This window comes from Streptomyces violaceusniger Tu 4113, from assembly GCF_000147815.2.
GTDB classification, from domain to species: domain Bacteria; phylum Actinomycetota; class Actinomycetes; order Streptomycetales; family Streptomycetaceae; genus Streptomyces; species Streptomyces violaceusniger_A.
The window spans coordinates 10,399,082-10,424,358 of the sequence record NC_015957.1 but is presented as its reverse complement, the minus strand read 5'-3'; the positions used below and the strand labels follow the sequence as shown (position 1 = coordinate 10,424,358).

24 protein-coding genes and 1 tRNA gene are annotated in these 25,277 nt (G+C 70.1%); 16 read left to right on the top strand and 9 right to left on the bottom strand.

Annotation, left to right across the window (positions count from 1 at the left end):
* Positions 1 to 11 precede the first annotated feature (11 nt).
* From STRVI_RS42595 to STRVI_RS42565, 7 genes are all read left to right on the top strand, one after another.
* On the top strand, positions 12 to 197 hold the full coding sequence (locus STRVI_RS42595; RefSeq protein WP_014061766.1) for a hypothetical protein: 186 nt from the start codon (positions 12 to 14) through the stop codon (positions 195 to 197).
* Between the two features lie 64 nt (positions 198 to 261).
* Positions 262 to 594 (top strand): hypothetical protein, encoded by a 333-nt coding sequence (locus STRVI_RS50315; RefSeq protein WP_014061765.1) that lies wholly within the window; start codon positions 262 to 264, stop codon positions 592 to 594.
* A gap of 99 nt (positions 595 to 693) precedes the next feature.
* On the top strand, positions 694 to 2,868 hold the full coding sequence (locus STRVI_RS42585; protein ID WP_014061764.1) for an FtsK/SpoIIIE domain-containing protein: 2,175 nt from the start codon (positions 694 to 696) through the stop codon (positions 2,866 to 2,868).
* A gap of 274 nt (positions 2,869 to 3,142) precedes the next feature.
* Positions 3,143 to 4,030, top strand: coding sequence for a DUF7221 family queuine tRNA-ribosyltransferase-like protein (locus STRVI_RS42580; protein WP_014061763.1), 888 nt, complete (start codon positions 3,143 to 3,145; stop codon positions 4,028 to 4,030).
* On the top strand, positions 4,027 to 4,908 hold the full coding sequence (locus STRVI_RS42575; protein WP_014061762.1) for a bifunctional DNA primase/polymerase: 882 nt from the start codon (positions 4,027 to 4,029) through the stop codon (positions 4,906 to 4,908). Before STRVI_RS42580 ends, STRVI_RS42575 begins: the two co-directional genes overlap by 4 nt.
* A gap of 2 nt (positions 4,909 to 4,910) precedes the next feature.
* Complete coding sequence (locus tag STRVI_RS42570; RefSeq protein ID WP_014061761.1) at positions 4,911 to 6,386, top strand: hypothetical protein; 1,476 nt, start codon at positions 4,911 to 4,913, stop codon at positions 6,384 to 6,386.
* An 845-nt stretch (positions 6,387 to 7,231) separates the two neighbouring features.
* Positions 7,232 to 8,746 (top strand): LacI family DNA-binding transcriptional regulator, encoded by a 1,515-nt coding sequence (locus STRVI_RS42565; protein ID WP_014061760.1) that lies wholly within the window; start codon positions 7,232 to 7,234, stop codon positions 8,744 to 8,746.
* 119 nt (positions 8,747 to 8,865) lie between these two features.
* On the opposite strand, the gene STRVI_RS42560 is transcribed toward STRVI_RS42565, so the two are convergent.
* A tRNA-Pro gene (locus STRVI_RS42560) sits at positions 8,866 to 8,939 on the bottom strand.
* A 106-nt stretch (positions 8,940 to 9,045) separates the two neighbouring features.
* Positions 9,046 to 9,975 (bottom strand): metallophosphoesterase, encoded by a 930-nt coding sequence (locus STRVI_RS42555; RefSeq protein WP_208949205.1) that lies wholly within the window; start codon positions 9,973 to 9,975, stop codon positions 9,046 to 9,048.
* A gap of 77 nt (positions 9,976 to 10,052) precedes the next feature.
* On the opposite strand from STRVI_RS42555, the gene STRVI_RS42550 reads away from it, so the two are divergent.
* Positions 10,053 to 10,523, top strand: a complete 471-nt coding sequence (locus STRVI_RS42550; protein ID WP_014061758.1) for a GatB/YqeY domain-containing protein — start codon at positions 10,053 to 10,055, stop codon at positions 10,521 to 10,523.
* Positions 10,524 to 10,773: 250 nt separating this feature from the next.
* Here STRVI_RS42550 and STRVI_RS42545 read toward each other — a convergent pair whose 3' ends face one another.
* Positions 10,774 to 13,038, bottom strand: a complete 2,265-nt coding sequence (locus tag STRVI_RS42545; RefSeq protein ID WP_014061757.1) for a transglycosylase domain-containing protein — start codon at positions 13,036 to 13,038, stop codon at positions 10,774 to 10,776.
* A 385-nt stretch (positions 13,039 to 13,423) separates the two neighbouring features.
* On the opposite strand from STRVI_RS42545, the gene STRVI_RS42540 reads away from it, so the two are divergent.
* Positions 13,424 to 13,759 (top strand): WhiB family transcriptional regulator, encoded by a 336-nt coding sequence (locus STRVI_RS42540; protein WP_014061756.1) that lies wholly within the window; start codon positions 13,424 to 13,426, stop codon positions 13,757 to 13,759.
* A gap of 594 nt (positions 13,760 to 14,353) precedes the next feature.
* Here the strand turns inward: STRVI_RS42540 and STRVI_RS42535 are convergent.
* Positions 14,354 to 15,709 carry an ArsA family ATPase gene (locus STRVI_RS42535; RefSeq protein ID WP_043241646.1) on the bottom strand — a complete coding sequence of 452 codons (1,356 nt, stop codon included), beginning with the start codon at positions 15,707 to 15,709 and terminating at the stop codon, positions 14,354 to 14,356.
* Positions 15,710 to 15,762: 53 nt separating this feature from the next.
* On the bottom strand, positions 15,763 to 16,740 hold the full coding sequence (locus STRVI_RS42530; protein WP_014061754.1) for an ArsA-related P-loop ATPase: 978 nt from the start codon (positions 16,738 to 16,740) through the stop codon (positions 15,763 to 15,765).
* Positions 16,741 to 16,812: 72 nt separating this feature from the next.
* On the opposite strand from STRVI_RS42530, the gene STRVI_RS50310 reads away from it, so the two are divergent.
* From STRVI_RS50310 to STRVI_RS42515, 4 genes are all read left to right on the top strand, one after another.
* Positions 16,813 to 16,968: a DUF4177 domain-containing protein gene (locus STRVI_RS50310; protein WP_014061753.1), complete on the top strand. Its 156-nt coding sequence runs from the start codon at positions 16,813 to 16,815 to the stop codon at positions 16,966 to 16,968.
* Positions 16,968 to 17,435, top strand: coding sequence for a RidA family protein (locus STRVI_RS42525; RefSeq protein ID WP_014061752.1), 468 nt, complete (start codon positions 16,968 to 16,970; stop codon positions 17,433 to 17,435). Before STRVI_RS50310 ends, STRVI_RS42525 begins: the two co-directional genes overlap by 1 nt.
* A 160-nt stretch (positions 17,436 to 17,595) precedes the next feature.
* Entirely contained in the window at positions 17,596 to 18,663 is a 1,068-nt protein-coding gene (locus tag STRVI_RS42520) for an NUDIX hydrolase (RefSeq protein ID WP_014061751.1), read from the top strand.
* Positions 18,660 to 19,490, top strand: a complete 831-nt coding sequence (locus STRVI_RS42515) for an MBL fold metallo-hydrolase (RefSeq protein WP_014061750.1) — start codon at positions 18,660 to 18,662, stop codon at positions 19,488 to 19,490. Before STRVI_RS42520 ends, STRVI_RS42515 begins: the two co-directional genes overlap by 4 nt.
* 197 nt (positions 19,491 to 19,687) lie before the next feature.
* Here STRVI_RS42515 and STRVI_RS42505 read toward each other — a convergent pair whose 3' ends face one another.
* Entirely contained in the window at positions 19,688 to 20,362 is a 675-nt protein-coding gene (locus tag STRVI_RS42505; RefSeq protein ID WP_014061749.1) for a Crp/Fnr family transcriptional regulator, read from the bottom strand.
* Positions 20,363 to 20,586: 224 nt separating this feature from the next.
* Between STRVI_RS42505 and nth the strand changes: the two genes are divergently transcribed.
* The 3 genes from nth to STRVI_RS42490 are packed head-to-tail and all read left to right on the top strand — an operon-like array spanning position 20,587 to position 23,351.
* On the top strand, positions 20,587 to 21,456 hold the full coding sequence (nth, locus tag STRVI_RS42500) for an endonuclease III (RefSeq protein ID WP_014061748.1): 870 nt from the start codon (positions 20,587 to 20,589) through the stop codon (positions 21,454 to 21,456).
* Positions 21,453 to 22,139 (top strand): NUDIX hydrolase, encoded by a 687-nt coding sequence (locus STRVI_RS42495; protein ID WP_014061747.1) that lies wholly within the window; start codon positions 21,453 to 21,455, stop codon positions 22,137 to 22,139. Before nth ends, STRVI_RS42495 begins: the two co-directional genes overlap by 4 nt.
* Positions 22,140 to 22,151: 12 nt before the next feature.
* Complete coding sequence (locus STRVI_RS42490; protein ID WP_014061746.1) at positions 22,152 to 23,351, top strand: MarP family serine protease; 1,200 nt, start codon at positions 22,152 to 22,154, stop codon at positions 23,349 to 23,351.
* A gap of 161 nt (positions 23,352 to 23,512) precedes the next feature.
* On the opposite strand, the gene STRVI_RS55315 is transcribed toward STRVI_RS42490, so the two are convergent.
* The 3 genes from STRVI_RS55315 to STRVI_RS42480 form a co-directional block, all read right to left on the bottom strand.
* Positions 23,513 to 23,716 carry a hypothetical protein gene (locus STRVI_RS55315; RefSeq protein ID WP_078505614.1) on the bottom strand — a complete coding sequence of 68 codons (204 nt, stop codon included), beginning with the start codon at positions 23,714 to 23,716 and terminating at the stop codon, positions 23,513 to 23,515.
* A gap of 143 nt (positions 23,717 to 23,859) precedes the next feature.
* The gene (locus STRVI_RS42485; RefSeq protein ID WP_014061745.1) at positions 23,860 to 24,786 is read right to left on the bottom strand and encodes an alpha/beta fold hydrolase; all 927 of its coding nucleotides are present in this window, start codon (positions 24,784 to 24,786) and stop codon (positions 23,860 to 23,862) included.
* Positions 24,783 to 25,244: a phage holin family protein gene (locus STRVI_RS42480; RefSeq protein WP_014061744.1), complete on the bottom strand. Its 462-nt coding sequence runs from the start codon at positions 25,242 to 25,244 to the stop codon at positions 24,783 to 24,785. The genes STRVI_RS42485 and STRVI_RS42480 overlap by 4 nt, the downstream gene beginning before the upstream one ends.
* Positions 25,245 to 25,277 lie beyond the last annotated feature (33 nt).

Below are 25,277 nucleotides of genomic sequence, written 5' to 3'. Positions count from 1 at the left end.
AGCCCGCCCGCATGGAAGCCATCGTCCGCGCCGCCGCACAGATCCTGGTCATCGAGGAAGCCCGCGCCTACGTCGACGCGATCGGCCCCACCGACCTGAACGACCCGGGACGGCTCGCCGGTCACCTCATGGCCGCCGAAACGCTCCTGATGCGGATCGCCGAAGCCTTCACCGAGTCCGAGCCCACCACCACCTGACCCGCACCCGAGCACGCCCACACCCCGCACACCCAATCCGTGCTGTGACCAGGAAGGACACCCTGTGAGCGAGGTCTACCGCTCCTACACCCCGGCCGAGAAGCGCAAGCGCGCATGGCTGCTCGTACGCACCGTCAAGCAGGCCGCCGCCGACGCTGTCGACCCCAAGCTTGACCGGCAGATCGACCGCATCGACGCCGCCGCCGAAGAGCGCGGACAGCGTGAGGCGAGCGCGCTGTTCCGGCAGGACCAGAAGGCCAAGGTCGCACTCGCCGCCGCCAAGGCCGCCGAACGCGCCGCGCGGGGCAAGGACCGCGCCGCCGCCCGCGACGCACGCAAGGAAGCCGAGAGGCGGGCGCGCGCCACCGAGCAGGCGATCCGCCGCGCGGGTCTGTAGCCGCGCCCCGGGGCGGCCATCCCGGCCAAAGGACACCGGCCGCCCCGGGGCCCTACCGGCCCACATCTCACACACGCTCAGGCCAGAGGAGTACCCATCATGACTCAGGCACCCGAGATGGGAAGCCTGCACGACCTCGACGAACACCGCGCGGCCAAGGAAGCCGCCGACCCCCCGGTGAGCCTGGACAAGGCTGGCCCCGCACCCGCGGAGACTGTGCCGGCCGAATCGGCCCCGGCGGGTGAGGCGGTGGACCGGGCGGACAACCCGCTTGCGGACTGGCTCACCGTGCCGGACGCGCCGGTGCTGCCGGTGTGGGCCCGCTCGCGTGCCTCGGTGGTGGCGAACGTGACCGCGCTGGGGCGGCTGACGTGGTGGCACACCCGCTACCACGGCGTCCGCACCCCCAAGTACCTCATGAAGGCCGTTCTGTTGGCCGCGCGTGGCTTCTTCCGGGCCTGTGTGGGCCTGTGGCCGACCCTGTCGGCGCAGGACCACAGTGCGGCGGTGAAGGCGCTTCGGGTGCAGTCCAAGGCGCGGCCGGAGGATGTGGAGCTTGCGGTGCGGCTCCAGGCGGCGCATGCGGAGCGGACCCGTACCCGTCGCTGGCGGTTCGGTGCCGCGGCCGTCGCCGTGGCCGCCGCGGCAACCGGGGTCGCGCTGGCGCCCCCGCTGGTGCAGGTGGGGATGACGGCGGCCGTGATCACCCCGCTGGCCTACCTCGGGCGGGGGAAGGAGACGCGGCTGCTGGATCAGGCGGCGCCGCCGGTCCGGGTGGACATGTCCGCCCAGCAGCTCAATGACGCGCTTAGGGCTGCTGGCCTCCTCAAAAGCGGCGGCGGCAAGGAGGAGAAGGACCTTCCGAAGGTCTCTTGCACGATGGGCCCGGTCCGCGATGGCCGCGGCTGGGCCGTGATCTTCGACCTTCCCCGCGGCGGGGGCAAGACCGCTTCCGACGTGCTGGCCAAGCGCGAGGTCATCGCCCAGGAACTCGGGGTGGACGAGATCCAGGTCATCATGTCCCGCGTGCGCGCGGCCAAGGGCGGCAACGCGGGCCGCGTGTCGATGTGGGTGGCCGATGATGACCCCTACCTGGGCACTCCGAACCCCTCCCCGCTGGAGAAGGCCGAGCGGTTCTCGATCTGGGAGCCGGTCCCCTTCGGGCAGGACGCCCGCGGCACCCGCGTGGCCATCCCGGTCATGTGGCAGTCGATGTTCTTCGGCGGCCTGCCCCGCCGCGGCAAGACCTTCTCCCAGCGCCTTCTGACCGCGGCCGGACTGCTGGACGCCTACGTGCGGCACTACGTCGCGGACGGCAAGGGCGGCGCGGACTGGATGCCCATGAAGACCGTCGCCCACCGCCTCGTCATGGGTGCGGAGGATGACGCGATCGAGGCGCTGAAGGCCATGCTGGCTGAGCTGCTGGCCGAGATGGAACGGCGCTTCGCGCTGCTGCGGGACCTGCCCACCTCGGTGTGCCCGGAGGGCAAGCTCACTCCGGAGATTGTGGCGAAGTACAACCTGCCGGTCATCTTCGTGACGATCGATGAGCTGCAGGAGTACTTCACCGCGATGGAGCGGGAGGACCGGGAGCAGGTCATCAACGACCTGTGCCGCATCGCGCGCCGCGGCCCCGCCGCCGGGTTCATCTCCAACTTCGCCTCCCAGCGCCCCGACGCGGAGAGCGTGCCGCCGAAGCTGCGGGAGATCATCACCATCCGCTACTCGACCCAGGTCGTGGACCGCACCAGCAGTGACATGGTCCTCGGCAAGGGCAAGGCAGCCCAGGGCGCGGACGCCTCGGTGCTGTCGGAGGATCACATGGGTGTCGGCGTGCTGGTCACCGGCCCCGCCTCCTACGTCACCGTGCGGGCCGACCTGATGGACGGGCCCACCTTCGCCGCGCTGTGCCGCAAGGGCCGTGCGCTGCGGGAGGCCGCCGGGCAGCTCACCGGCGACGCCGCCGGGGACGTGACCGCCGCCGCGGACGCGGCGGGGATCACTGTCCCGGCGATCGTGTCCGATGTGCTGGAGGTTATGCGGCACTCGCCGCGGATGTTCACCACCGATCTGCTGGCCGCGCTGGTCAACCTCGATGAGGACACCTACGGCGACTTCAACGCCGAACGCCTCGCCTCCGAGCTGGAAGCGGCGGGCGTGAAGCGCACCAGCAAGCAGGTCAAGATCTCGGGCGCGAACGGGGCGGGGTACCAGCGGCGTGACATCGAGGACGCCGTGCCCGCCGAAATCCTCCTCAGCACCACCGCCGGGTAAAGGGGTCCCCCTCTACCCGACCCCCGGTCCAGACCCCTCCTGCACCCCGGTTCGGCCGATCTTCACCGGCCGCCGGGGTAGCGGGGGCCCTTTACCCCGGTCAAGGGGGAGGTAAAGGGCTCTGACCTGCAAGGTAACGGGGGTAAAGGGGGGCGTGCGGCCTCCTGTCGCACCCCTCCACAGCCACGAAAACGACGAGCGGCCCCCTCTCACGCCAATGAAGCGGGGCCGCCCTCGTCCAGCAACTCCCATCAGAGAACTGGAGACATCCAGCATGACCCAACCTGCCGTCATTCGGCGAGTGATCCCGCGCCCGGCGCGGGAGCTCCCGGACGAGACCGCGCGCCCCGGAGGCATGCGGTTCTACCTGACCACCCACAAGAAGCACTGGCTGCGGGAAACGTCGGTGCCGCTGTTCTTGAAGTCCGAGCACCTTGCCTCGGCCGTCAAGCCGCTGCGGTCCATCGGTCGCTATGCCGTGGACTCTGGCGGCTTCACCGAACTCCAGCGGTACGGCCGCTGGACACGCACCCCGCGCCAGTACGTGGCGGACCTGCGCCGCATCTGGGAGCACATCGGCCCCTACGACTGGGCCGCCGGACAAGACTGGATGTGCGAAGACCTCATCATCAACGGCGGTACATCCCGCGCCGGAACCTTCGTAGGGACGCACCTCAGCGTCGCCGAACACCGCCGCCGCACGGTACAGAACTTCCTGGAGCTGAGGTCCCTGGCTCCCGAACTGCGGATCATCCCCAGCCTTCAGGGCCGGACCATCCCCGAGTACCACGCATGCGCGGACCTGTACGAGTCCTACGGCGTGGACCTGCGCGCTGAGCCCACCGTGGGTCTCGGCTCCGTGTGCCGTCTCCAGTCCACGGCCCAGGGTGCCGCGATCGTCACGGCCATGGCCGCCCGTGGCTACCGGCTCCACGGCTTCGGCTTCAAAACTCTCGGCCTGGCCAAAGTCGGCCACTTACTGGCCTCTGCGGACTCCGAGGCATGGAGCTTCCATGCCCGCAAGCGCCCGCCCATGCCCGGCCACACCACGCACAAGAACTGCGCGAACTGCCTGCCCTACGCCCTGCGCTGGCGAGACCGTGTCCTGGCCGGACTGCCCACCTCGCATCACCCCGCCCCGGAAGGGAGCTCCCACACATGACCAGCACTCATCTGGCCACGCTCCCGCCGCTGCGGACCGCGCTGGAGCTAGCCGCGGCCGGTCTGCCGGTGCTGCCCCTCCGAAGGGGCAAGGTCCCGTTCGGGAACTGCCGCACCTGCGCGAAGGACGCCCGGACGGGCAGGGCCGTCTGTGGCGGGCGGCCGAACATGAAGGAAGCGGGCCCCTGCCAGTGCCCCGGCCCCTGCCACGCGTGGGCCGCCACCACCACCGACCCGTCCGTCATCGCCTCGCCCGCGTGGGCATCGGCGTGGCGGGAGGCCGTGACGGTCGCCTACCACCCCGGCGGCGCGGGGCTGACCGTGGTGGACCTCGACGACACCGCAGCCCTCGCATGGGCCCGCCAGACCCTGCCCGCCACCCGGATCGTGCCGACGACCCGCGGCGAACACTGGATCTACCAAGGCGCCATGCGCTCCGTGAACGCCGTCCGTGACGGTGTCGACATCAAGTCCACGATGGCCTACGCCCGGTGGCTCGGGCCCGGCACCGGCACCATCACGGCCCTGCCGGACATCGTGCGCGCGCTGGCCGTGAAGAAGCCCTCCACCGGCCGGTCGGCCCCGCAGTCCATCGCCATGCCCGCATGGGCCGCCGGGGAAGGGGTGTGCCCTCACCGCACGCCCGCCTACCTGGACCGTGGCATCGCCATGGCCGAGCAACGCATCACCGAAGCCCGCAGCGCGGTCCACACCACCGTCTACCGAACCTTCCTGGCCGTGCTCTCCACCCACGGCCGGTGCGGCTGCCTCACCGAGGCCCACATCACGCGACTGTTCACCGCCGCGCAGGCCAAGGGCGAATCCCCCCGGCACTGCACCGACGCGTGGACCAACGCCCGTACCACGTTGGGACTGTGACCATGTCCGACGACGAGAAGAACCCTGCCCGCGAGGTCATCACCGACTACGCGCAGGCGCACTTCCGGTACTTCCGCACCGCCGACGGGACCGTGTACGCGCAGAAGAACGGCCACCCCGTGGCCCGCCCGATCCGATCCCAGGGCACCACGGGAAGCCACCGCCAGGAACTCATGGTCGGCCTGTTCAGGGACGGGCGCGGCGTGTTCAACGGGACCGCACTCAAGGAGGCATTGGACTTGATCGAAGCACTCGCACTGACCGAGGACGTACAGCCTGTCCACATCCGCGTCGCCCCCGGATTCGACGGAGCGACCTGGCTGGACCTGGGCCGCAACGACGGACAGTCGGTCCGTATCCACCCCACCGGCTGGGACATCGCCATCCCCGACCCGCGCGAGGTGTGCTGGCGGCGTACCCAGCTCACCGGGGAACTGCCCCTGCCGACCAAGGACACCGACGGCAAGGGCATCGACCTCCTGTTGCGGCTGTGCAACTTCGCCAATGCGGAGACCGAGTGCCTGGCCATCGCCTGGCTGATCGGCTGCCTCGGGCCGTCCGTGCCCGTCCCTGCCCCGTTCCTCACCGGCCCGCAGGGGGCTGGCAAGTCCACCGGGGGCCGCATGCTCGTGCGGATCATCGAGGGCCTGAGTGGTGACCTGCGCCGGGCTCCGAAGGATGAGGAGAACCTGATCGCGGCGGTGGCGGCCGGATGGGTCACGGCCCTGGACAACCTCTCCCACATGACCCCGGATCTGTCCGACGCCATGTGCTGCATCGTCACCGGAGCCGAGAACGTCAAGCGCGCCCTGTTCACCGACGGGGACGTCTTCCGCGCCCGCTACCGCCGCCCCCTCCTGCTGACCGGCATCGACGTGGGCGTCATCCGGCCCGACCTCGCGGAACGGCTCCTGCCTCTGCGTCTGGAGCGGCCCCGCATCCGGCGCACCGAGGCCGATCTATGGGTGGAGTACGCGGAGGTTCTGCCCGTCGTTCTCGGGTCTCTCCTGGACCTCACGGTCAAGGTTCGCGCAGTTGAGGTGGAGACCCCCACCGACCTGCGGATGGCGGACTTTGCGCACCTGTGTGCGCAGCTCGATGCGGCGACCGGTCTCGGGGCGCTCACCGCGTACCGGGCCAGCCTGGACGACCTGAACGACGACGTGATTGAGGGCGATCTCCTCGCGCAGACCGTCCTCAGGCATGCGGACACCATGGAGCCGGGCACGGCGCAGCGGATGACCTCCACCGAGTGGCTGCACTGCCTCAGTCGTCTCTACAGCGGCGATGAGCTGCGTCCCCTGCCCAAGGGGTGGCCGACCACGGGAAAGGTCCTCTCCGACCGGCTCAAGCGACTCCAGCCGACGCTGGCCGCCCGTGGCGTCCTCATCGACTCGGGCCGCACCCGCGAGGGCCGCTACCTCGAAATGACCCGCCAACCGGCCCCGCCTCCATACGAGCAGAAGCCGGTGTTCTGACCCGTGACCAAGCAAGAGGAGCACCACGCGCGGCGGGGTGCTCCTCTTGCTGTTCGGCGGAACGCCGCCCAATGGTCGCGCCGCGCAGCGGCTCCTTCTTCACGCTGTGAGGCGCACCGCACCACAACAGACACCTCCTCTTTTGTCCTAAGAGGGAAGACGCTGCGTCACCTGCGTCACGCAGACGGAAAAACGGCTCCCGATCTGCGGATAGAGGCGTGACGCAGACGGCGATGCCTGCGTCATCCTGCGTCATCTGCGTCACACGATGACGCAGCCCATGACGCACACCCTGGTCACTGCGTCACACAAAGTCGCAGGTCAAAAGTCCAAATGACGCAGATGACGCGGTGACGCAGAAATCCGCACCTCGGACACACGCGGTTCCGAGAAACCCCCGAAGCCAGGGAGAGGTCGGTCCCCTCTTGCCCTGCTCAACTTCCAGGAAGAGGAGCCATGAACTCGGGTCAGAGCAGCCACGCCCTTCCCCCGACGTACTCGCCTGCTGAAGTCGCGAGCGCGCTCGACTGTTCGGAGTGGTGGGTGAAGGAACAAGCACGACGGCGCCGTATCCCCTTCATACGGAGTGGGAGCGGCTACCGCTTCACGCGGGACCACGTTGCGGAGATCTTCCAAATCCTTGAGGAGCGGCCGGACAAGGCGAATGCATCGACGGGCAATGCCGCTCCGACACGACGGCGAACCCGCGTCACCTCGCAAGAGCCGGTAGTGCAGCTCCGTGCAAGGCGTCCAAGGCGCGCCCGGAACGCCGCCTGACAGAAGTAGTGACCGCGATGGGTGGGTGCCGAACGGCACCCACCCATCGCATTGCGATGAGAGGGAGCATGGGGTTCGTGGAGGACCGCGGCACGTACTGGCGTGGCCGCTACAAGATCTCACCGGGAAAATACGGCACCGTTGCCGATGGGGACGGGAGCACCATCCGCTTCCGGACGAAGCGTGAAGCCAAGCAAGCCGCCGATGCCGAAGAGGCGAAGGTTCGGGCAGGGGACTGGAAGGACCCGACGGCCGGGCGGATCACGTTCGGCGAGTACGCCACACGGTGGTATGCGGCGCAGGACCTGGCCGCATCCACGATGCAGAACTACCGGCGCCATCTCGAAGAACACCTCCTGCCTGAGTTCGAGGATCGTCCGCTCGCGTCGATCCAGCGTGTGGACGTTGACGCTTGGGACAGGAAGGAACGGGCGCTGTACGCCGCGTCGAGCGTCAAGACGTGGCGTGGCACCCTCCACCTGGTCCTTGAAGACGCGGTGGATGAAGCGCTCATCACGTCCAACCCTGCGACCAAGCGCCGCGGAAGGGGTAAGCGCGCCGGTCGCTCCCGTGACCGGGGGCCGGAAAAGGTTGTCACGGACCCGATCGGCATCCTTCTGACCGCCGAACGCGCCTCGCTCCTCTCCGGGCGTGATGACGAGTTCGTGGGTGTGGTCACCAAGGGCTATACGGGCATGCGCTGGGGCGAAGTCGTGGGGCTGGAGACCGACTTCATCCGCCCTACCGCCGTGCGCGTGGAATGGCAGCTCTACGAACTCGACTCGGGAGAGTTCGAGCGCTGCCCTCCCAAGGATGACAGCCACCGCACCATCGACGCGGCACTGTGGCTGGTCCGTCTCTGGACCAGACACATCGCACATACGCGGCCAACGCCCTGCCCCTGCCACGGGAAGACGTACATGTTCCGCGGGCATGGGGTTTCCCGGACGGGGGAGACGGGAGCGAAGGTGGTGGACGTAGCGAGGCGTGCGGGTGTCTCTACGGGCACTGTGTCCAACGTCCTCAACCGGCCGGACGCCGTCGCCGAGGCAACCAGGGCTCGGGTGCAGGAGGCGATCGATGCGCTCGGGTTCACCCGCGGCGGGGGCGCTGTGGACCAGGCCGCGCACTGGCGCCGGAACGGGTTCGCTACCTGGCTCTTCACGCCCGCGGCTTCCGGCTGGTACCCGAAGAAGGCTCCACAGGAGGCGCGTCCCGTGCCCGTACTCGCAGACCCCTGGCCCGGGGTACCGGCGCGAGGGAGAGGAGCCCAAACACGGGCGGATGCCTGTTGGATGCCGATCGCGCGGGGGCTCACGCCTCACGGGCTGCGCCATACCCACAAGACGCGCATGGAAGGCTTCCGTACCCCACCGAAACTCATGGACGAGCGCATGGGGCACATCGACGGCTCGGTGCAGGCGCGTTACTCGCACATCACCCGCGAGATGCGCGCGGATCTCCTGGCGCACCTGACCGCCGAGTGGGAAGCGGCCCTGGATGCCCGACTGGCGATGTGCCCCACGTCACCCGTAGCCGTGCTCAACGAACTCTTGCAAGAGCGTCTGAGGGTGCGTCGATAGGTGCCTTCTGGGAGCGGGATTCCAAGATCTTCTCCCAGATTTCTCCCAGGAAGGTTCTGCCCAACGAATCAGGGGCCCTCTCCCGTGTGGGAGAGGGCCCCTGACCTGTGTTCCTTCAGTCGGGGTGGCGGGATTTGAACCCACGACCTCTTCGTCCCGAACGAAGCGCGCTGCCAAGCTGCGCTACACCCCGAAGCAACGAGCTCTACTTTAGCGGACCTGTGGCCAGAGACGAAATCCGGTTTCCGAGGTCTCGCAGGTCGGGGCGTTCCGGGCGGTTCCGGTGGGTGGGGGTGGGGTCAGGGGGTCTGGGGGGTCAGGGTGAGGAGGGTGGCTTCCGGGGGGCAGGCGAAGCGGACCGGGGTGTAGCGGTTGGTGCCGCAGCCCGCGGAGACGTGGAGGTACGAGGTGTGGCCGCCGGCCTGGTGCTGGGAGAGGCCCTTGACCCGGCGGGTGTCGAGGTCGCAGTTGGTGACCAGGGCGCCGTAGAAGGGGATGCAGAGCTGGCCGCCGTGGGTGTGGCCGGCGAGGATCAGGGGGTAGCGGTCGGCCGTGAAGGCGTCGAGGACGCGCAGATACGGGGCGTGGACCACGGCGAGGGAGAGGTCGGCGCCCGTCTCGGGGCCGCCGGCCACCTCGGCGTAGCGGTCGCGCTTGATGTGGGGGTCGTCGAGGCCGGTGAGGGCGATCTCGATGTCCTCCAGTTTCAGTCGGCCGCGCGTGTTCGACAGCCCGACCCAGCCGGCCGCGTCGAAGGCGTCACGCAGCTCCGTCCACGGGTTGTGGATGGCGCCGACGACCGGGGCGTTGCCGTTCAGCCCGTGCTGTCCGCTCGCCTTCTCGAGCAGATAGCGGGCGGGGTTGCGCATCTTCGGTCCGTAGTAGTCGTTCGAGCCGAAGACATAGGCGCCGGGGAACTCCATCAGCGGGCCCAGCGCGTCCAGGACCTCCGGCACGCCCTCCGGGTCCGAGAGGTTGTCGCCCGTGTTCACCACGAAGTCGGGACGCAGCCCGGCGAGGGACTGGAGCCAGCGCTGCTTCTTGCGCTGTCCGCTCACCAGGTGGATGTCGGAGATCTGCAGGACGCGCAGGGGTCGCATCCCCTGCGGGAGCACCGGAACGGTGATCCGTCGGAGCCTGAAGGACCGGACTTCGAAGCCGGCGGCGTAGGCGAGGCCGGCCGCGCCGACCGCCGTGATTCCCAGGGGTACTCCGTATCGCGCGCGCATGTTGTCCATGGTCGCAGAACGCAGCCGGGGGAGAAATCTTCGGGTGATTCCCGGCCAGTGCTGGCAGACTCGACGCCATGACCACCACGCTCAAGTCCAGGCTGAAGGACGATCTCACCGCGGCGATCAGGGCGCGCGACGAGCTGCGTTCCTCGACTCTCCGGCTCACCATCAGCGCGATCACGAAGGAAGAGGTCGCGGGTGAGAGGGCCCGTGAGCTGTCCGACGCAGAGGTGGAGAAGATCGTCGCGCGGGAGTCCAAGAAGCGCCGTGAGGCGGCCGAGGCGTTCGAGAAGGGTGGACGCGCGGAGCAGGCCGAGCGGGAGCGGGCGGAGGGCGAGGTGCTCGCCGAGTATCTGCCGAAGCCTCTTACGGACGACGAGCTGAACGCCCTGGTGGCCGAGGCGGTGCGGGAGGCCGCGGCGGGCGGTGCGGAGGGGCAGCGGGCCATGGGCGCCGTGATGAAGATCGTGAACCCGAAGATCGCCGGGCGGGCGGAGGGCGGCCGGGTCGCCGCCGCGGTGAAGCGGCAGCTCGCGGGCGGCTAGCCAGCGGGCTGGTAGCTCGCGGGCGGGCGCCGGGCGCCCCTCGCGTTGCGTCAGGTGGCGTGTGCTGTGCGTTCCGCCGTGGCCCACGCGCTGTGTGCGTTGCGTTGCGTTGCGTTGTGCTTGCGCGCTCTGTGTCGTCAGCCTGTTGCCATGGCAACCGTAAGGATCGCAGCGTCACCATCCCGCCCGCACACGAAGGGGGCCGGACAACTCTGTCCGGCCCCCTTCGGCGCTTCATCGCGAGGCTTCGCTACCGCGGCCAGTGCCAGCCGCCGCCTCCATTGCCGTTACCGCCGTTGCCGCCATTCCCATTGCCGCCGCCGATCAGGTCCGGGGGCAGGGAGATGTCCGGCCACGGGTTGTCCTGGCCGCCGTTGCCGCCGCCGTCGTTGCCACGGCCCGGCTTGTGGTCGCGGCCGCCCGGCTTCTTGCCGTCGTGGGGCTTGCGCTGGTTCGGGTCGTTGATCGGGACCTTCACGAAGTTCGGCGCCGGCTTGCCGTCCAGCGCGCCGCTCATCGCGTCCTTCCAGATCGGGCCGGGGGTGTCCGCGCCGTAGACCTTGTCGTGGGGGACGCCGCCGATGGTGATGTTCTCCATCTTGACGCCCTTGGTGCCCGGGCCGCCGACCCACACCGCACCGGCCATGTTCGGGGTGTAGCCGACGAACCAGGCGGCCCTGCGCTCGTCCGTCGTGCCCGTCTTACCGGCGCTCGCACGGTTCGACAGGCCGGCCTGCTTGCCGGTGCCGTCCTCGACGACCCCGCGCAGCAGCGTGTTGATGGTGTCCGCGGTCTTCGCCGACATCGCGCGGGAGCACTTCGACTGCGGGACCTTGAGCTCCTTGTGGTCCGGGCCGGTGATCGACTCGATGAAGACCGGAGAGCAGTAGACCCCGCGGTTGGCGAAGGTCGCGTAGGCGTTGGCCATCGTCAGCGGCGAGAAGCCCTCGGAGCCGAGGGTGAGGGAGGGCACCTGGTTGTGCTCCTTGCCGTCGGCGCGCTTCACTCCCATCTTGTCGGCCATCTGCGTCACCGGGCAGACCCCGATGTCGCTGATCAGCTGGACGAAGTAGGTGTTGACCGACTTGGCGGTCGCGTCCCTCATCCCGTACGGGCCGACTTCCTTCTCGTTCTCGTTCTCGACGGTCGCGCCCTCGTCGTTGGTCCAGGTGCCCTTGCAGGTGGTGACCGGGCTCGGATACGCCATCTTGTACGGCGAGGAGTAGCGCTGGTACGGCTTCTTGCCCTGCTCGATCGCGGCCGCCGCGGTGATCGGCTTGAACGTGGAGCCGACCTGGAAGCCGTAGTTCGAGCCGCCCATGGACCTGTCCGCGGACAGGTTGATCTGGGTCTCGTTCTCACCGAAGCCGTACGGCCTGGACTGGCCCATCCCCAGCACCTTGCCGGTGCCCGGCTCGACGAGCGTCACGGCGGTGGCCACCGGGTCGGACTGGTAGACATGCGCCTTGATCGACCTCTGGACCGACTTCTGGGCCTTCGGGTCGAGCGTCGTACGGATCGTCAGGCCGCCCTGGGTCCAGCGCTTGGCGCGCGCCTCCGCCGTCTTGCCGAAGGCCGGGTCGTTGAGCAGGGTCTCGCGGACGTAGTCACAGAAGAACCCGGCGCCCTGGACGGCCGTGATGCAGCCGCTCCTGGGCATGCTGACCTTCAGGCCGAGCGGCTTCTTCTGGGCCGCGGCGGCCTGCGCCAGAGTGATGTCCTTCACCTGGGCCATGCGCTGCAGAACGGTGTTGCGGCGCTCCTTGGCGGACTGCGGGGCGCTGACCGGGTCGTAGCGGCTGGGCGACTGGACGAGGCCGGCCAGCAGCGCCGCCTGCTCCAGCTTCAGGTCCTTGGCGGGCTTGCTGAAGTAGCGCTGGGCCGCGGCCTCGATGCCGTACGCCTGCTGCCCGAAGAAGGTGATGTTCAGGTAGTTCTCGAGGATCCGCTTCTTGCCCAGTTCCTTCTCGACCTTGATCGCGTACTTCAGTTCCTTGATCTTGCGGCCGATGGACTGCCGGGTGGCCTGGGCAACCTTCTCCTTGTCGTCGCCCGCCTCCTCGACGAACACGTTCTTCACATACTGCTGGGTCAGCGTGGAGGCGCCCTGGGAGACCCCGCCGCCCTGCGCGTTGGTGTTGACCGCGCGCAGCACGCCCTTGAGGTCGACCGCCCCGTGCTCGTAGAAGCGGGCGTCCTCGATCGCGACGATCGCCTGCCGCATATACGGGGAGATGTCGTTCAGCTTCACGATCGTCCGGTCGCGGGAGTAGACCTTCGCGATCTCCCCGCCCTCGGCGTCCAGGATCGTCGTCCGCTGGCTGAGCGGCGGTGTCTTGAGATTGGCCGGAATTCCGTCGAACTCCTCGACCGTTCCCTTGGCCGCGAGGCCGAGTGCCCCGACGGCGGGAAGCGCGAGGCCGGCCATCACGGCACCGGCCAGCGCGCTGACGCCGAGGAACTTGGCGGCCTGTTGAGCGAAGGACAGTCCGCCGCTCGAGCGCGTGTTTCCCATAGGAGGCAGCCTACGTCTCGAATCGCCGGACAGGGGACCGGGTGTTCGCATACGCTGTTTCACGCCAGTCACAGGTGAGTGGCTGAGCCACACCCCCACCCTCACTCAAGTGAGTGATGAAACCTGCCCGGATTGCGGCCCCTGTCCCGAGTTGCCCGTTGTTCGGCGGGTGAACTGCCCGTATTTGCACTAGTAATCGCAAATGTCGTCAGCTCACTCCGTTGGGTGATCTGCCGCGTACCCATAGTCCGTTCGGACCATCCAAGATTGGGCCTGCAGGGGGTGTTGCGCCTTGTCTCGCTTCCGTAACGTCCTCAACTGGCGACGGTGAATATGCCGTTTGTCGCCGTGGGGGAGCTCCGATTCGGGAGAGGACGGCGCCAGCATGGGCTGGGTAACCGACTGGAGTGCGCAGGCCGCCTGCCGCACTACTGATCCAGATGAACTGTTCGTCCAGGGCGCGGCACAGAACAGGGCCAAAGCGGTCTGCACCGGATGCCCGGTGCGCACCGAGTGCCTTGCGGATGCCTTGGACAACCGCGTGGAGTTCGGCGTGTGGGGAGGGATGACCGAGCGCGAGCGGCGAGCACTGCTGCGCCGCCGGCCGACGGTGACCTCCTGGCGCAGGCTCCTGGAGACCGCGCGCGTCGAGTACGAGCGCAGCGCGGGGATTCTGCCCTTCGACGACGAGGACTATGAGCGCTTCGCCGCGGTCGGATAGGCCGGACGGCGGTGCGCCGGCGGTGGGCTGACGGCCTGCCGGTGTGAGCGTCTCGCCTCACCATCACCTCACCCACCTCTCGTCATCGGCACGAGTGGGGGTGCGAGTACCGCGCGCCTCGTCAGGGGCGGGTACGGGTACGCGCACGCCTCCGAGCACGACCGCGGCCAGGGCCGCGGTCGGCCGTGGGGGCGCGAGCGACACGGGTGACGTCGGCTAACGGGTCGGTGCGGGCCGGGGGTTGGTCTGTGACTGGTCTGTGATGGGGCTGCGATTGATCTGCCGCCGCCTGCGCCACTGGTGACTCTCTGCGCCGCCGGTGACGTTGGCCTGCCGTGTGCCGTGTGCCGTGTGCCGTGTGCCGTGTGCCGCCCGTGTGTTATGCGCCGCTTGCTGGGCAGCCGTGTCCGCCAAGGCCCGCTATGCGCGTCTGCTTGCCTCGGCGCGTCTGCCTGCCTCGGTGATGATCACCCATGCCGACACCGCGGTCCGACGCCGCCATCCGTCACGGTCCATCACCGCTGTCCGTTGTGCGTGCTGCCTGTCGTGCGTCTCCTTCGTGCGCGCGCGGCCGACCGCCGTGCGGGCACCGACTCAGCCCGCGCGTTTGGTCCGTTCCACTGGGACCGCGAGGCGATCGCCGATCGCTCGCAGCCCTGTCAAGTCGTGTACGTCGCCAGGGAGTGCGGCCACTTGGGCCACCGGAACCTCGGGGTGGAGAGCCGTGAAGCGGTCGTGTGTGCGCTGCTCGCGTCCGAGCACCTGCATACGTTCCGCGTGCAGCCGAAGCAGTCCCGCGGCGAGCCGCTCCGCCGACGTGTCCGCCGACGTGGGGGAGACGTCGGGGTCCGCTGTCGAGGGGTTCCGCGCTTGAGCATTCCCTGAGGGGGGATCGACAAATCCGCCGTCGGCAAGATTTTCTGCCCCGGCATCGTTCTTGGCCGGATCGCTTCCCTCCGCCGCGTTCGCGGGCGCATCGTCCGGATCCGCCGGATCCGCAGGGTCGCCCGTCAGAGAAAGGATCTCCGCGGCGGCCAACGCCCGTTCCGCCGAAAGCTGTTCGGCCCCGCTGCCGTGCACCCGGTTCAGCACCAGCCCGGCCAGCGGCATCCGGTCCGCGGCCAGGCGTTCGACGAAGTACGCGGCCTCCCGCAGGGCGTCCCGCTCGGGCGCGGCCACTACGAGGAAGGCCGTACCGGGAGCCTGCAGTAGCCGGTAGGTGGCCTCCGCGCGAGTACGGAATCCGCCGAACATGGTGTCCATCGCGGCAGCAAACGTCTGAACGTCGCGCATGAGCTGCCCGCCGAGCACCTTGCTGACCGTGCCCGTCATCATCGACACGCCCACGTTCAGGAACTTCATCCCGGCCTTGCCGCCCACCTTCGCCGGCGCCATCAGCACCTTGATGAACTTCCCGTCCAGGAAGGAGCCGAGACGTTTCGGCGCGTCCAGGAAGTCCAGCGCCGACCGGCTGGGCGGGGTGTCGACGATGATCAGGTTCCACTCGTCGCGGGCCCGGAGCTGGCCGAGCTTCTCCATGGCCATGTACTCCTGCGTGCCCGCGAAACCGGCCGAGAGCGACTGGTAGAAGGGGTTCGCGAGGATGGCCCGGGCGCGCTCGGGGTCGGCGTGCGCCTCGACGAACTCGTCGAACGTCCGCTTCATGTCCAGCATCATGGCGTGCAGTTCGCCGCCGTTTCCGTCGCCGATGCCCTCCACCCGGCGCGGGATGTTGTCGAGCGCGTCGATGCCCATGGACTGGGCGAGCCGGCGGGCCGGGTCGATGGTGAGGACGACGACCTTACGGCCGCGCTCGGCGGCCCGTACGCCCAGGGCGGCGGCGGTGGTGGTCTTGCCGACGCCGCCGGAGCCGCAGCACACCACGATGCGGGTCTGTGGATCGTCCAGCAGGACGTCGATGTCCAGCCGGGGTGCCACGTCCATGCCCATGCCGCCTCCTGCGTACGACTCGTTGTCCGTGGCGCCCTTACGGCGGGCGCCGCTCATGCCGGCCACTGCTTGCGCAGATCCACCGCGAGCCGGTAGAGCCCCGCCAGGTCGATGCCGTCCGTGAGCAGCTCCAACTCGTGCAGCGGCAGCCCCAGGCCGGTCAGCTCGGCGCGCTGCGCCCGCTCCAGCGCCACCCGCTCGGCGTGCTCCCGCGCCTGCTCCAGCAGCGGGTCGACCAGCCGCTCGGCCATGCCGCCGCGGCGCGCACCGCCCAGGCCCGCCTGGGATAGCGCCTTGGCGACGGCCGCGCGCCGTCCGTTGGCGACGGCCTCGACGGTCTCGTGGTCGAGGACCGCGGGCCGCACCATGTTGATGATGACCCCGCCCGTCGGGAGGCCGTCCGCGCGCAGCTCGGAGATGCCGTCCGCGGTCTCTTGGACCGGCATCTCCTCCAGCAGGGTCACCATGTGGACCGCCGTCTGGGGCGACTTCAGGACGCGCATCACGGCTTGTGCCTGGTTGTGTATCGGGCCGGTCCGGGCCAGCCCCGCCACCTCGTCGTTGACGTTCAGGAAGCGGGTGATCCGGCCGGTGGGCGGCGCGTCCATGACCACGGAGTCGTAGACGAAGCGGCCGTCCTTGCCCTTACGGCGCACCGCCTCGCACGCCTTGCCGGTCAACAGGACGTCCCGCAGCCCCGGCGCGATGGTGGTCGCGAAGTCGATCGCACCGAGCTTCTTGAGGGCACGTCCGGCCGAGCCCAGTTTGTAGAACATATGGAGGTAGTCCAGAAGTGCGAACTCCGGGTCGATCGCCAGAGCGTGCACCTCCCCGCCGCCCGGCGCGGTGGCGATCTTCCGCTCCTCGTAGGGCAGCGGCTCCGTTTCGAAGAGTTGTGCGATGCCCTGACGGCCTTCGACCTCGACCAGCAGGGTGCGCCTGCCCTCGGCCGCGAGGGCCAGCGCGAGTGCGGCGGCGACCGTGGTCTTGCCGGTTCCGCCCTTACCGCTGACGACATGGAGCCTGCTCACACTGGGGAGCCTAACCAGTCGCCCCTCGCCCTACGCACCAGGGCCCGGCGGAGAGGCATTACAGTCGGCCCCATGACCAAGTGGGAATATGCGACCGTACCGCTGCTCGTACACGCCACGAAGCAGATTCTGGACACCTGGGGCGAGGACGGCTGGGAGCTGGTCCAGGTCGTCCCCGGGCCGAACTCTGAGCAGCTGGTGGCCTACCTGAAGCGGGAGAAGGGCTGATGGCGGGCACGGTCGAGGGCAGGCTCGCCGGACTCGGACTGAAGCTGCCCGAGGTCGCGGCGCCCCTGGCCTCCTATGTGCCCGCGCTGCGCACGGGTCCTTACGTCTACACCTCGGGCCAGCTGCCGCTGGTCGAGGGGAAGCTGGGCGTGACCGGCAAGGTCGGCGCGGAGGTGACCCCGGAGGAGGCCAAGGAGCTGGCGCGCACCTGTGCGCTGAACGCGCTGGCCGCCGTGAAGTCGGTCGTCGGTGACCTCGACCGCGTCGTGCGTGTCGTGAAGGTCGTCGGTTTCGTCGCCTCGGCATCGGACTTCACCGGCCAGCCGGGTGTCGTCAACGGTGCGAGCGAGCTGCTGGGCGAGGCCCTGGGCGACGCGGGCGTGCACGCGCGCAGCGCGGTGGGCGTGGCGGTGCTGCCGCTGGACGCGCCGGTCGAGGTCGAGATCCAGGTCGAGGTCGCCGACTAGCGAGCGTAGAAGTCGCGGGCTGGGGAGCCGGACCCGTGGGCGGGCCGCGCCGGTGGGCCGGTGGGCGCGTACCGGTGTGACCGCCGGTACGCGGGCCGGCCCCGGCGTGGCGCCGCCGGTGCCACTCGAACATCAGCCCGTAAGCGCATAGCATCCGGCCATGTCCACTACGAATGGCCAGTGGTATCCACCCGAGTGGCCAGAGCGGATCCGCCTCTTGTCGGCGGGCGAGCTCACACCGGTGACACCGCGCCGGGCCGCCACCGTGCTGCTGCTGCGGGACGGACCGGACGGAACGGACGGGCAGGACACACCACAGGACGCACAGGACGCCCGGGACGGGGACGGGGAGCACTCGCCGGACGAGCTCGACGCACCGGAGAGGCTCGACACGGTGCCGGAGCCCGCGGAGGCCCCCGAAGGTTCTGAAACGCCCCCAGAGGGCCTGCGGGACGCGGCGGGAGGGGCCGACGGGCTCGCCGTCTACATGCTGCGCAGACGCGCCTCCATGGCCTTCGCCGGAGGCGCGTACGCCTATCCGGGCGGTTCCGTGGACCCGCGCGACGAGCGGATGGTCACCTGGGCCGGTCCCTCGCGGGCGCAGTGGGCGCGGCGACTGGGCCTGGACCCGAGCGAGGCGACGCAGGCTCAGGCCATCGTGTGCGCGGCGGTCCGCGAGACCTTCGAGGAGGCGGGGGTCCTGCTCGCGGGCCCGACGCCACACACCGTGGTCGCGGACACGACGGGGGACGACTGGGAGGCGGACCGCGCGGCGCTGGTCGCCCGGGATCTGTCGTTCGCGGAGTTCCTGGACCGCCGGGGGCTTGTGCTCCGCTCGGATCTGCTGGGCTGCTGGGCGCGCTGGATCACCCCGGAGTTCGAACCGCGCCGCTACGACACCTGGTTCTTCGTGGCTGCGCTGCCGCGGGGGCAGCGCACCCGTAACGCCTCCACGGAGGCGGACCGGACCGTCTGGATCCGCCCGGCCGACGCGGCCGACGGCTACGACCGGGGCGAGCTGCTGATGATGCCGCCCACGATCGCGACGCTGCGCCAGCTCGCGGCCCACGGCTCGGTCGCCGACGCACTGGCCGCGGCGGCGGACCGGGATCTGACGCCGGTCCTGGCCCAGGCGCGGGTCGAAAACGGGGAACTGGTGTTGAGCTGGCCGGGTCATGATGAGTTCACCAAGCACATCCCGGGAGCCACGGGGGGACCCTCCGCATGACGTACGCATCCGCTCTTCCCGGCCAGCCGCGTGGGGGCACCATCGGCGGCCCGGCCACCGACCGGGCCTTCTGCGTCCTGGCGCCGAACGCCTCGCCCATGACGCTGGACGGCACCAACACCTGGATCGTCGCCGAGCCCGACTCCGACCTCGCCGTCGTCATCGACCCCGGCCCGCTCGACGACGCACACCTCAAGGACGTCATCGCGACCGCCGAGCGGGCGGGCAGACGGGTCGCGCTGACCCTGCTCACCCATGGCCACCCGGACCACGCGGAGGGCGCGGCGCGCTTCGCCGAGCTGACCCGGACGTCCGTAAGGGCCCTGGATCCGGCCCTGCGGCTGGGGGACGAGGGGCTGGGGCTGGGGGACGTCATAACCACCGGCGGTCTGGAGCTACGGGTGGTGCCCACACCCGGCCACACCGCCGACTCGCTGTCCTTCCACCTTCCGGCCGATGGCGCGGTCCTTACGGGCGACACGGTGCTCGGGCGGGGCACGACCGTCGTCGCGCATCCGGACGGGCGGCTCGGCGACTATCTGGACTCGCTGCGGCGGCTGCGCTCGCTGGCGGTGGACGACGGGGTGGACACCGTCCTGCCGGGCCACGGGCCGGTGCTGAACGACGCCCGGGGCGTCGTGGAGTACTACCTCGCGCATCGCGCCAACCGGCTCGCGCAGGTGGAGACGGCCGTCGAGGACGGGCACCGGACGCCCTCGGAGGTCGTGGCGCATGTGTACGCGGACGTGGACCGGTCCCTGTGGCCGGCGGCGGAGCTGTCGGTACGGGCCCAGCTGGACTATCTGCGCGAGCACGGGCTGATCTGAGGCCGGTCCTCCTGGAGCTTGTGCGGCTGGAGCTCTTGCGGGGCTGCGGCCTGTGGCTCCACAGCCTGTGGTCCGCCCGCTCAGGAGCGCCGTAAGGGCCCCGCCGGAATCGCGCCGTAAGGGCCCCGCCGGAATCCCGGCGGGGCCCTTACGTTCCGTTTTCGCGTATCCGCTCCGTCCGGCGGTTCCGTCCGGCGTCAGCGGGAGCGCTTGGCCAGCCGCTCGACGTCCAGCAGGATCACCGCGCGCGCCTCCAGCCGCAGCCAGCCGCGGCCCGCGAAGTCGGCGAGCGCCTTGTTGACGGTCTCGCGGGAGGCGCCGACCAGCTGGGCCAGTTCCTCCTGGGTCAGGTCGTGGACGACGTGGATGCCCTCCTCCGACTGCACGCCGAAGCGGCGCGACAGGTCCAGCAGGGCCCTGGCGACCCGACCGGGGACGTCGGAGAAGACGAGGTCGGACATCTGGTCGTTGGTCTTGCGCAGGCGCCGGGCGACCGCGCGCAGCAGCGCGGAGGCGACCTCGGGCCGGGCGTTCAGCCACGGCTGCAGATCGCCGTGGCCGAGGCCGAGCAGCTTGACCTCGGTCAGGGCGGTGGCGGTGGCGGTACGCGGGCCGGGGTCGAAAAGCGACAGTTCGCCGATCAGCTCGCCGGGACCGAGCACGGCGAGCATGTTCTCGCGGCCATCGGGAGAGGTGCGGTGGAGCTTCACCTTGCCCTCGGTGACCACGTACAGGCGATCGCCGGGGTCCCCTTCGTGGAAGAGCGCGTCACCCCGTGCGAGGGTGACCTCTCCCATGGAGGCGCGCAGCTCAGCGGCCTGCTCGTCATCGAGCGCCGCGAAGAGCGGGGCGCGCCGCAGAACGTCGTCCACGAGTCTCTCCTTGTCGACATGCACAGGGGACCGACGTCCCCATGATGCCGGACGGTAAAACAGTGCGATCAATCACAAGTTTGACGCACTGGCCTCCCGAGCTGTGCGGCAGGGGTCCGATTGGGGACCTCTTCGCGGTGGCCGGGGCGGATGTCAGTGGGTGGGCTTAGGCTGGCCGGGTGTCCAATACGCCGGTGAGAGCACAGGGCAAGGGGGCCGGACGGGTGACCGCACCTCGTAATTCCGCCGTGGGCGAACAAGGGTCCGCTGAGTCGGCAGAAGCCGCGAAGCCGCATAAATCGGTCAAGGGCTCGAAGGGCGCCCGCCCCGAGTCCCGGCTCGCCCTCGTCCGCCGTGCCCGGCGCATCAATCGCGAGCTCGCCGAGGTGTATCCGTACGCCCATCCCGAGCTGGACTTCGAGAGCCCCTTCCAGTTGCTGGTGGCCACGGTCCTGTCCGCCCAGACCACCGATCTGCGGGTCAACCAGACCACCCCCGCGCTCTTCGCCGCCTATCCGGCACCCGAGGACATGGCGGCGGCCGACCCGGAGGCCCTGGAGCAGCTGATCCGCCCGACCGGCTTCTTCCGCGCCAAGGCCAAATCGCTGCTGGGCCTGTCCGCCGCCCTCCGCGATCGCTTCGGCGGCGAGGTTCCGGGCCGGCTCGAGGATCTGGTCACGCTGCCCGGTGTCGGCCGTAAGACGGCCAATGTGGTGCTCGGCAATGCCTTCGGGGTGCCGGGCCTGACCGTGGACACCCACTTCGGGCGGCTGGTGCGGCGCTGGAAGTGGACCGCCCAGGAGGACCCCGAGAAGGTCGAGGCGGAGATCGCCGCGCTCTTCCCCAAGAGCGAGTGGACGATGCTCTCGCACCGCATCATCTTCCACGGCCGCCGCGTCTGCCACGCCCGCAAGCCCGCGTGCGGCGCCTGCCCGATCGCCCCGCTCTGCCCGGCGTACGGGGAGGGCGAGACCGACCCGGACAAGGCGAAGAAGCTGCTGAAGTACGAGATGGGCGGCCAGCCGGGCCAGCGCCTGCGCCCGCCGTCCGACTACCCCGGCCGTCCCGCCGCCCCCCTGGGAGCTGCCGAGTGACGAGCACGTACGGCGGGGACGTGGAGGTCAGCGCCCATGGGCTGCCCGAGTGGCTGCTGCCGGTGGCGCGGCTGGCCGAGACGATCGAGCCGCGTCAGCTGAGCCGGTTCCTGCCGCCCCCGCAGGGCGGCGGCCGCCCCTCCGCCGTGCTGGTGCTCTTCGGCGAGGGCGCCGACGGCCCGGAGCTGCTCCTCATGGAGCGCTCCGGCTCGCTGCGCTCGCACGCCGGCCAGCCCTCCTTCCCCGGCGGCGCCCTCGACCCGGAGGACGGGGATCCGGACGAGGAGGGCCCGCTGCGCGCGGCGCTGCGCGAGGCCGAGGAGGAGACCGGGCTCGACCCCTCGGGGGTGCAGGTCTTCGCCGTGCTGCCGCGGCTCTACATCCCGGTGAGCGGTTTCGTCGTCACCCCGGTGCTCGGCTGGTGGCGCCGGCCCAGCCCGGTCGGGGCCGTGGACCCGGCCGAGACCGCCCGGGTCTTCACGGTTCCCGTGGCGGATCTCACGGACCCGGCGAACCGGGCCACGACCGTCCACCCCAGCGGCCACCGGGGGCCCGCCTTCCTGGTGGGATCCGCTCTGGTCTGGGGCTTCACGGCCGGAGTGATCGATCGCATCCTGCATTTCGCGGGGTGGGAGCGACCGTGGGACCGCGCCAAGCACGTCTCACTCGACTGGCGCGCGTGAGACGGTGTTCCGGTGAATGTGCTGGACATCCTGCTGCTGCTCGCCGCCGTATGGTTCGCGGTCGTCGGTTACCGCCAGGGCTTCGTCGTCGGTGTGCTGTCGGTGACGGGGTTCATCGGGGGTGGGCTGATCGCGGTCTATCTGCTGCCGCTCATGTGGGACGGCACGACCGACAAGAATTCCCCCGGCACGGTCGGTGCCGTGGTGGCGATCGTCCTGGTGATCGTGTGTGCCTCGGTCGGCCAGGCCACCACCACTCACCTGGGGAACAAGCTGCGGCGGTACATCACCTGGTCACCGGCGCGCGCCCTGGACGCGACCGGCGGCGCGCTGGTGAACGTCCTGGCCATGCTGCTGGTGGCCTGGCTGATCGGCTCCCTGGTGGCCCAGACCTCGCTCCCCACCCTGGGCAGGGAGGTCCGTGACTCCAAGGTGCTGCTCGGGGTCTCCCGCGTCGTTCCGGACGAGGCGAACACGTGGTTCACCGACTTCTCGTCCGTGCTCGCGCAGAACGGCTTCCCGCAGGTCTTCTCGCCCTTCGCCAACGAGCCGATCACCTCGGTGCCACAGCCCGATCCCGCGCTCGCCCAGTCCCCGGTGGCCACCCGGGCGCAGGAGAGCATCGTCAAGGTCGTCGGCACCGCCCCGAGCTGCGGCAAGGTCCTCGAGGGCAGCGGCTTCGTCTTCGCACCGAACCGGGTCATGACCAACGCCCATGTCGTCGGCGGCGTCAGCGACCCGACCGTACAGATAGGCGGCGAGGGCCGGCTGTACGACGCCAAGGTCGTGCTCTACGACTGGAAGCGCGATATCGCGGTCCTCGATGTGCCCTCGCTGCAGGCCCCGGCACTCCAGTTCGCCCAGGACGACGCGCGCTCCGGTGACGGCGCGATCGTCGCCGGCTTCCCGGAGAACGGCGCCTTCGATGTGCGCGCCGCCCGGGTCCGCGGCCGTATCGAGGCCAACGGCCCCGACATCTACCGCCGCTCCACCGTGCACCGCGATGTGTACTCGCTGTACGCGACCGTGCGGCAGGGCAACTCCGGCGGTCCGCTGCTCACCCCGCAGGGGCGGGTATACGGCGTGGTCTTCGCCAAGTCCCTCGACGATGCGAACACCGGGTACGCGCTGACGGCGGACGAGGTGAGCCAGGACATCGAGAAGGGGCGTACGGCCGACCAGCCGGTGGACAGCCAGGGGTGTGCCCTCTAGCGCGGTGGCCGAGGGAAATGCCCTCCGGAGCGGATGCGCCCGGCGGAGTGTGGCCCTCCAGAGCGGAGAGGCCCTCCCACGCGGGGTGATGCCGGTGATGCCGAGCGTGCTACCAGGGGTTTCCGGTGTCGCCGGGGCCCCGGGCCGCGCCGGAGGTGCTGCTAGCGGCCGCGTGGATGGCGCAACCGCGCCGAGACCCACCGGGCCCGGCGGCGGATGATGCGGGGAATCCCGAGGTTCGGGTCATGGCCTTGGGTAGGCCCGGAGCCGCCCCGCTCGGAAACACTCAGCGCGGCATTGGCAGGAGCGGCGGCCTGGGGGCCGCGGCTGTTTGGTGCGTCACGGTAGTCGTGAGTCCAGCCCATACCTCGGTGTCTGCCCCTGACCCAAGGTCCGTAATCGCCGGTGGCTGCGGCAATTGGCCTATGCTCCAGGCAATTGGCTGTTCGAAAAACAGATGTTCGCCCGCTCGTTGTGACGCGGTCGGAATGCGTACGGCCGACGCCGCTCAGCGGTCGGGTTCGGGGTCCTTCAGCCAGTTGATCAGCTCGGAGGTGAAGGCCCGGGGGTCCTCCTCGTGCGGGAAGTGGCCGAGCCCGTCGAAGAGCCGCCAGCGGTAGGGGGCCTCGACATACTCCCCGGAGCCCGCCGCGCTGCGGGTCCGCATCACCGGGTCGAGTGACCCGTGCAGATGCAGGGTCGGGACCTGCACCGGCCGCTTCATCCGCCGGTTGAACTGGAAACCGTCCGGCCGTGCCAGCGACCGAACCATCCAACGGTACGGCTCGATCGAGCAGTGCGCGGTCGAGGGGATGCGCATCGCCCGCCGGTAGACCTCCACGGCCTCGTCCTCGGGCAGTCGCGGCCCGGACCACTCCCGGATCAGCCGCCCCACGGCCGCCGCGTCGTCTGCGACCAGGTGGCGCTCGGGCAGCCAGGGCCGCTGGAAGCCCCACACATGGGAGCTGGCCGCGCTCTGCTTGACGTCCGCCAGCATCGCCGAGCGCCAGCGGCGGGGATGCGGCATCGAGGCCACCGCGAGCCGCCGCACCAGCTTCGGCCGCATCACCGCGGCCGTCCACGCCAGGTATCCGCCCAGGTCATGGCCGACGAGCGCGGCGTCCGGCTCGCCCAGCGAGCGGATCACACCGGTGATGTCGAGGGCGAGGTTGGCCGGGTCGTAGCCCCGGGGCGTACGGTCGCTGCCGCCCACCCCGCGCAGGTCCATCGCGACCGCGCGGTAGCCGGCGTCGGCGAGCGCGGGCAGCTGGTGCCGCCAGGCCCACCAGAACTGCGGAAAGCCGTGCAGCAGCAGTACCAGCGGGCCGTCACCCAGCTCGGCGATGTGGAAACGCGCGCCGTTGGCCGCGACATCCCGGTGGGCCCAGGGGCCGGCGAGCCGTACGACCGACGCGGAGCTATCAGGGACGGTCATGCCGACGAGCGTGTCATATCCCGCACGGAGCGTCCGCCATTGCTCTCGGCACGCGGATGCGGCTTGACGCTCCCCAGTACGGCGGCGCTCTCCTTGGACGAGGCGATCGACCGCTTCGGGGCCTTGACCTTCTTGAACTTGAGCAGCGCCAGCAGCCCCAGGATCCCGGCGAACAGCCAGTAGATACCGCCCACGATCAGAAAGCACCAGGCGAGGCCGAGGCCGGTCCAGGCGCGCATGCCGTAGGCCAGGGCGAAGCTCAGCACCGGCAGCGAGAACAGCAGCAGTACCCCGGCCGCCATCCCCGCGCCGCTGCCGACCGCGGCCTTCTTGGCCCCCACCCGGAGCTCGGCCTTGGCCAGCGCGATCTCGTCGTGCATCAGCGCCGACAGCTCGGTGGTCGCCGTCGCCACCAGCTTGCCGAGGCTGCGGTTGCCGCCGTCGTCGGCTGCGCTCATCGCCATCTCCCTCTGCTCTTGTGCGTCTTCGCT

Bases quoted from the DNA above. Each gene is read 5' to 3' on its own strand.
- STRVI_RS42555 (WP_208949205.1), bottom strand. From the start codon at position 9,975: ATGCGCGCGCGATACGGAGTACCCCTGGGAATCACGGCGGTCGGCGCG.
- STRVI_RS42565 (WP_014061760.1), top strand. From the start codon at position 7,232: ATGGGGTTCGTGGAGGACCGCGGCACGTACTGGCGTGGCCGCTACAAG.
- STRVI_RS42585 (WP_014061764.1), top strand. From the start codon at position 694: ATGACTCAGGCACCCGAGATGGGAAGCCTGCACGACCTCGACGAACAC.
- STRVI_RS42580 (WP_014061763.1), top strand. From the start codon at position 3,143: ATGACCCAACCTGCCGTCATTCGGCGAGTGATCCCGCGCCCGGCGCGG.
- STRVI_RS42525 (WP_014061752.1), top strand. From the start codon at position 16,968: ATGGCGGGCACGGTCGAGGGCAGGCTCGCCGGACTCGGACTGAAGCTG.
- STRVI_RS42575 (WP_014061762.1), top strand. From the start codon at position 4,027: ATGACCAGCACTCATCTGGCCACGCTCCCGCCGCTGCGGACCGCGCTG.
- STRVI_RS42595 (WP_014061766.1), top strand. From the start codon at position 12: ATGGAAGCCATCGTCCGCGCCGCCGCACAGATCCTGGTCATCGAGGAA.
- STRVI_RS50310 (WP_014061753.1), top strand. From the start codon at position 16,813: ATGACCAAGTGGGAATATGCGACCGTACCGCTGCTCGTACACGCCACG.
- STRVI_RS42515 (WP_014061750.1), top strand. From the start codon at position 18,660: ATGACGTACGCATCCGCTCTTCCCGGCCAGCCGCGTGGGGGCACCATC.
- STRVI_RS42485 (WP_014061745.1), bottom strand. From the start codon at position 24,786: ATGACCGTCCCTGATAGCTCCGCGTCGGTCGTACGGCTCGCCGGCCCC.
- STRVI_RS42480 (WP_014061744.1), bottom strand. From the start codon at position 25,244: ATGAGCGCAGCCGACGACGGCGGCAACCGCAGCCTCGGCAAGCTGGTG.
- STRVI_RS42520 (WP_014061751.1), top strand. From the start codon at position 17,596: ATGTCCACTACGAATGGCCAGTGGTATCCACCCGAGTGGCCAGAGCGG.
- STRVI_RS42535 (WP_043241646.1), bottom strand. From the start codon at position 15,709: ATGGGCATGGACGTGGCACCCCGGCTGGACATCGACGTCCTGCTGGAC.
- STRVI_RS42570 (WP_014061761.1), top strand. From the start codon at position 4,911: ATGTCCGACGACGAGAAGAACCCTGCCCGCGAGGTCATCACCGACTAC.
- STRVI_RS55315 (WP_078505614.1), bottom strand. From the start codon at position 23,716: ATGGGCTGGACTCACGACTACCGTGACGCACCAAACAGCCGCGGCCCC.
- STRVI_RS42550 (WP_014061758.1), top strand. From the start codon at position 10,053: ATGACCACCACGCTCAAGTCCAGGCTGAAGGACGATCTCACCGCGGCG.
- STRVI_RS42540 (WP_014061756.1), top strand. From the start codon at position 13,424: ATGGGCTGGGTAACCGACTGGAGTGCGCAGGCCGCCTGCCGCACTACT.
- STRVI_RS42545 (WP_014061757.1), bottom strand. From the start codon at position 13,038: ATGGGAAACACGCGCTCGAGCGGCGGACTGTCCTTCGCTCAACAGGCC.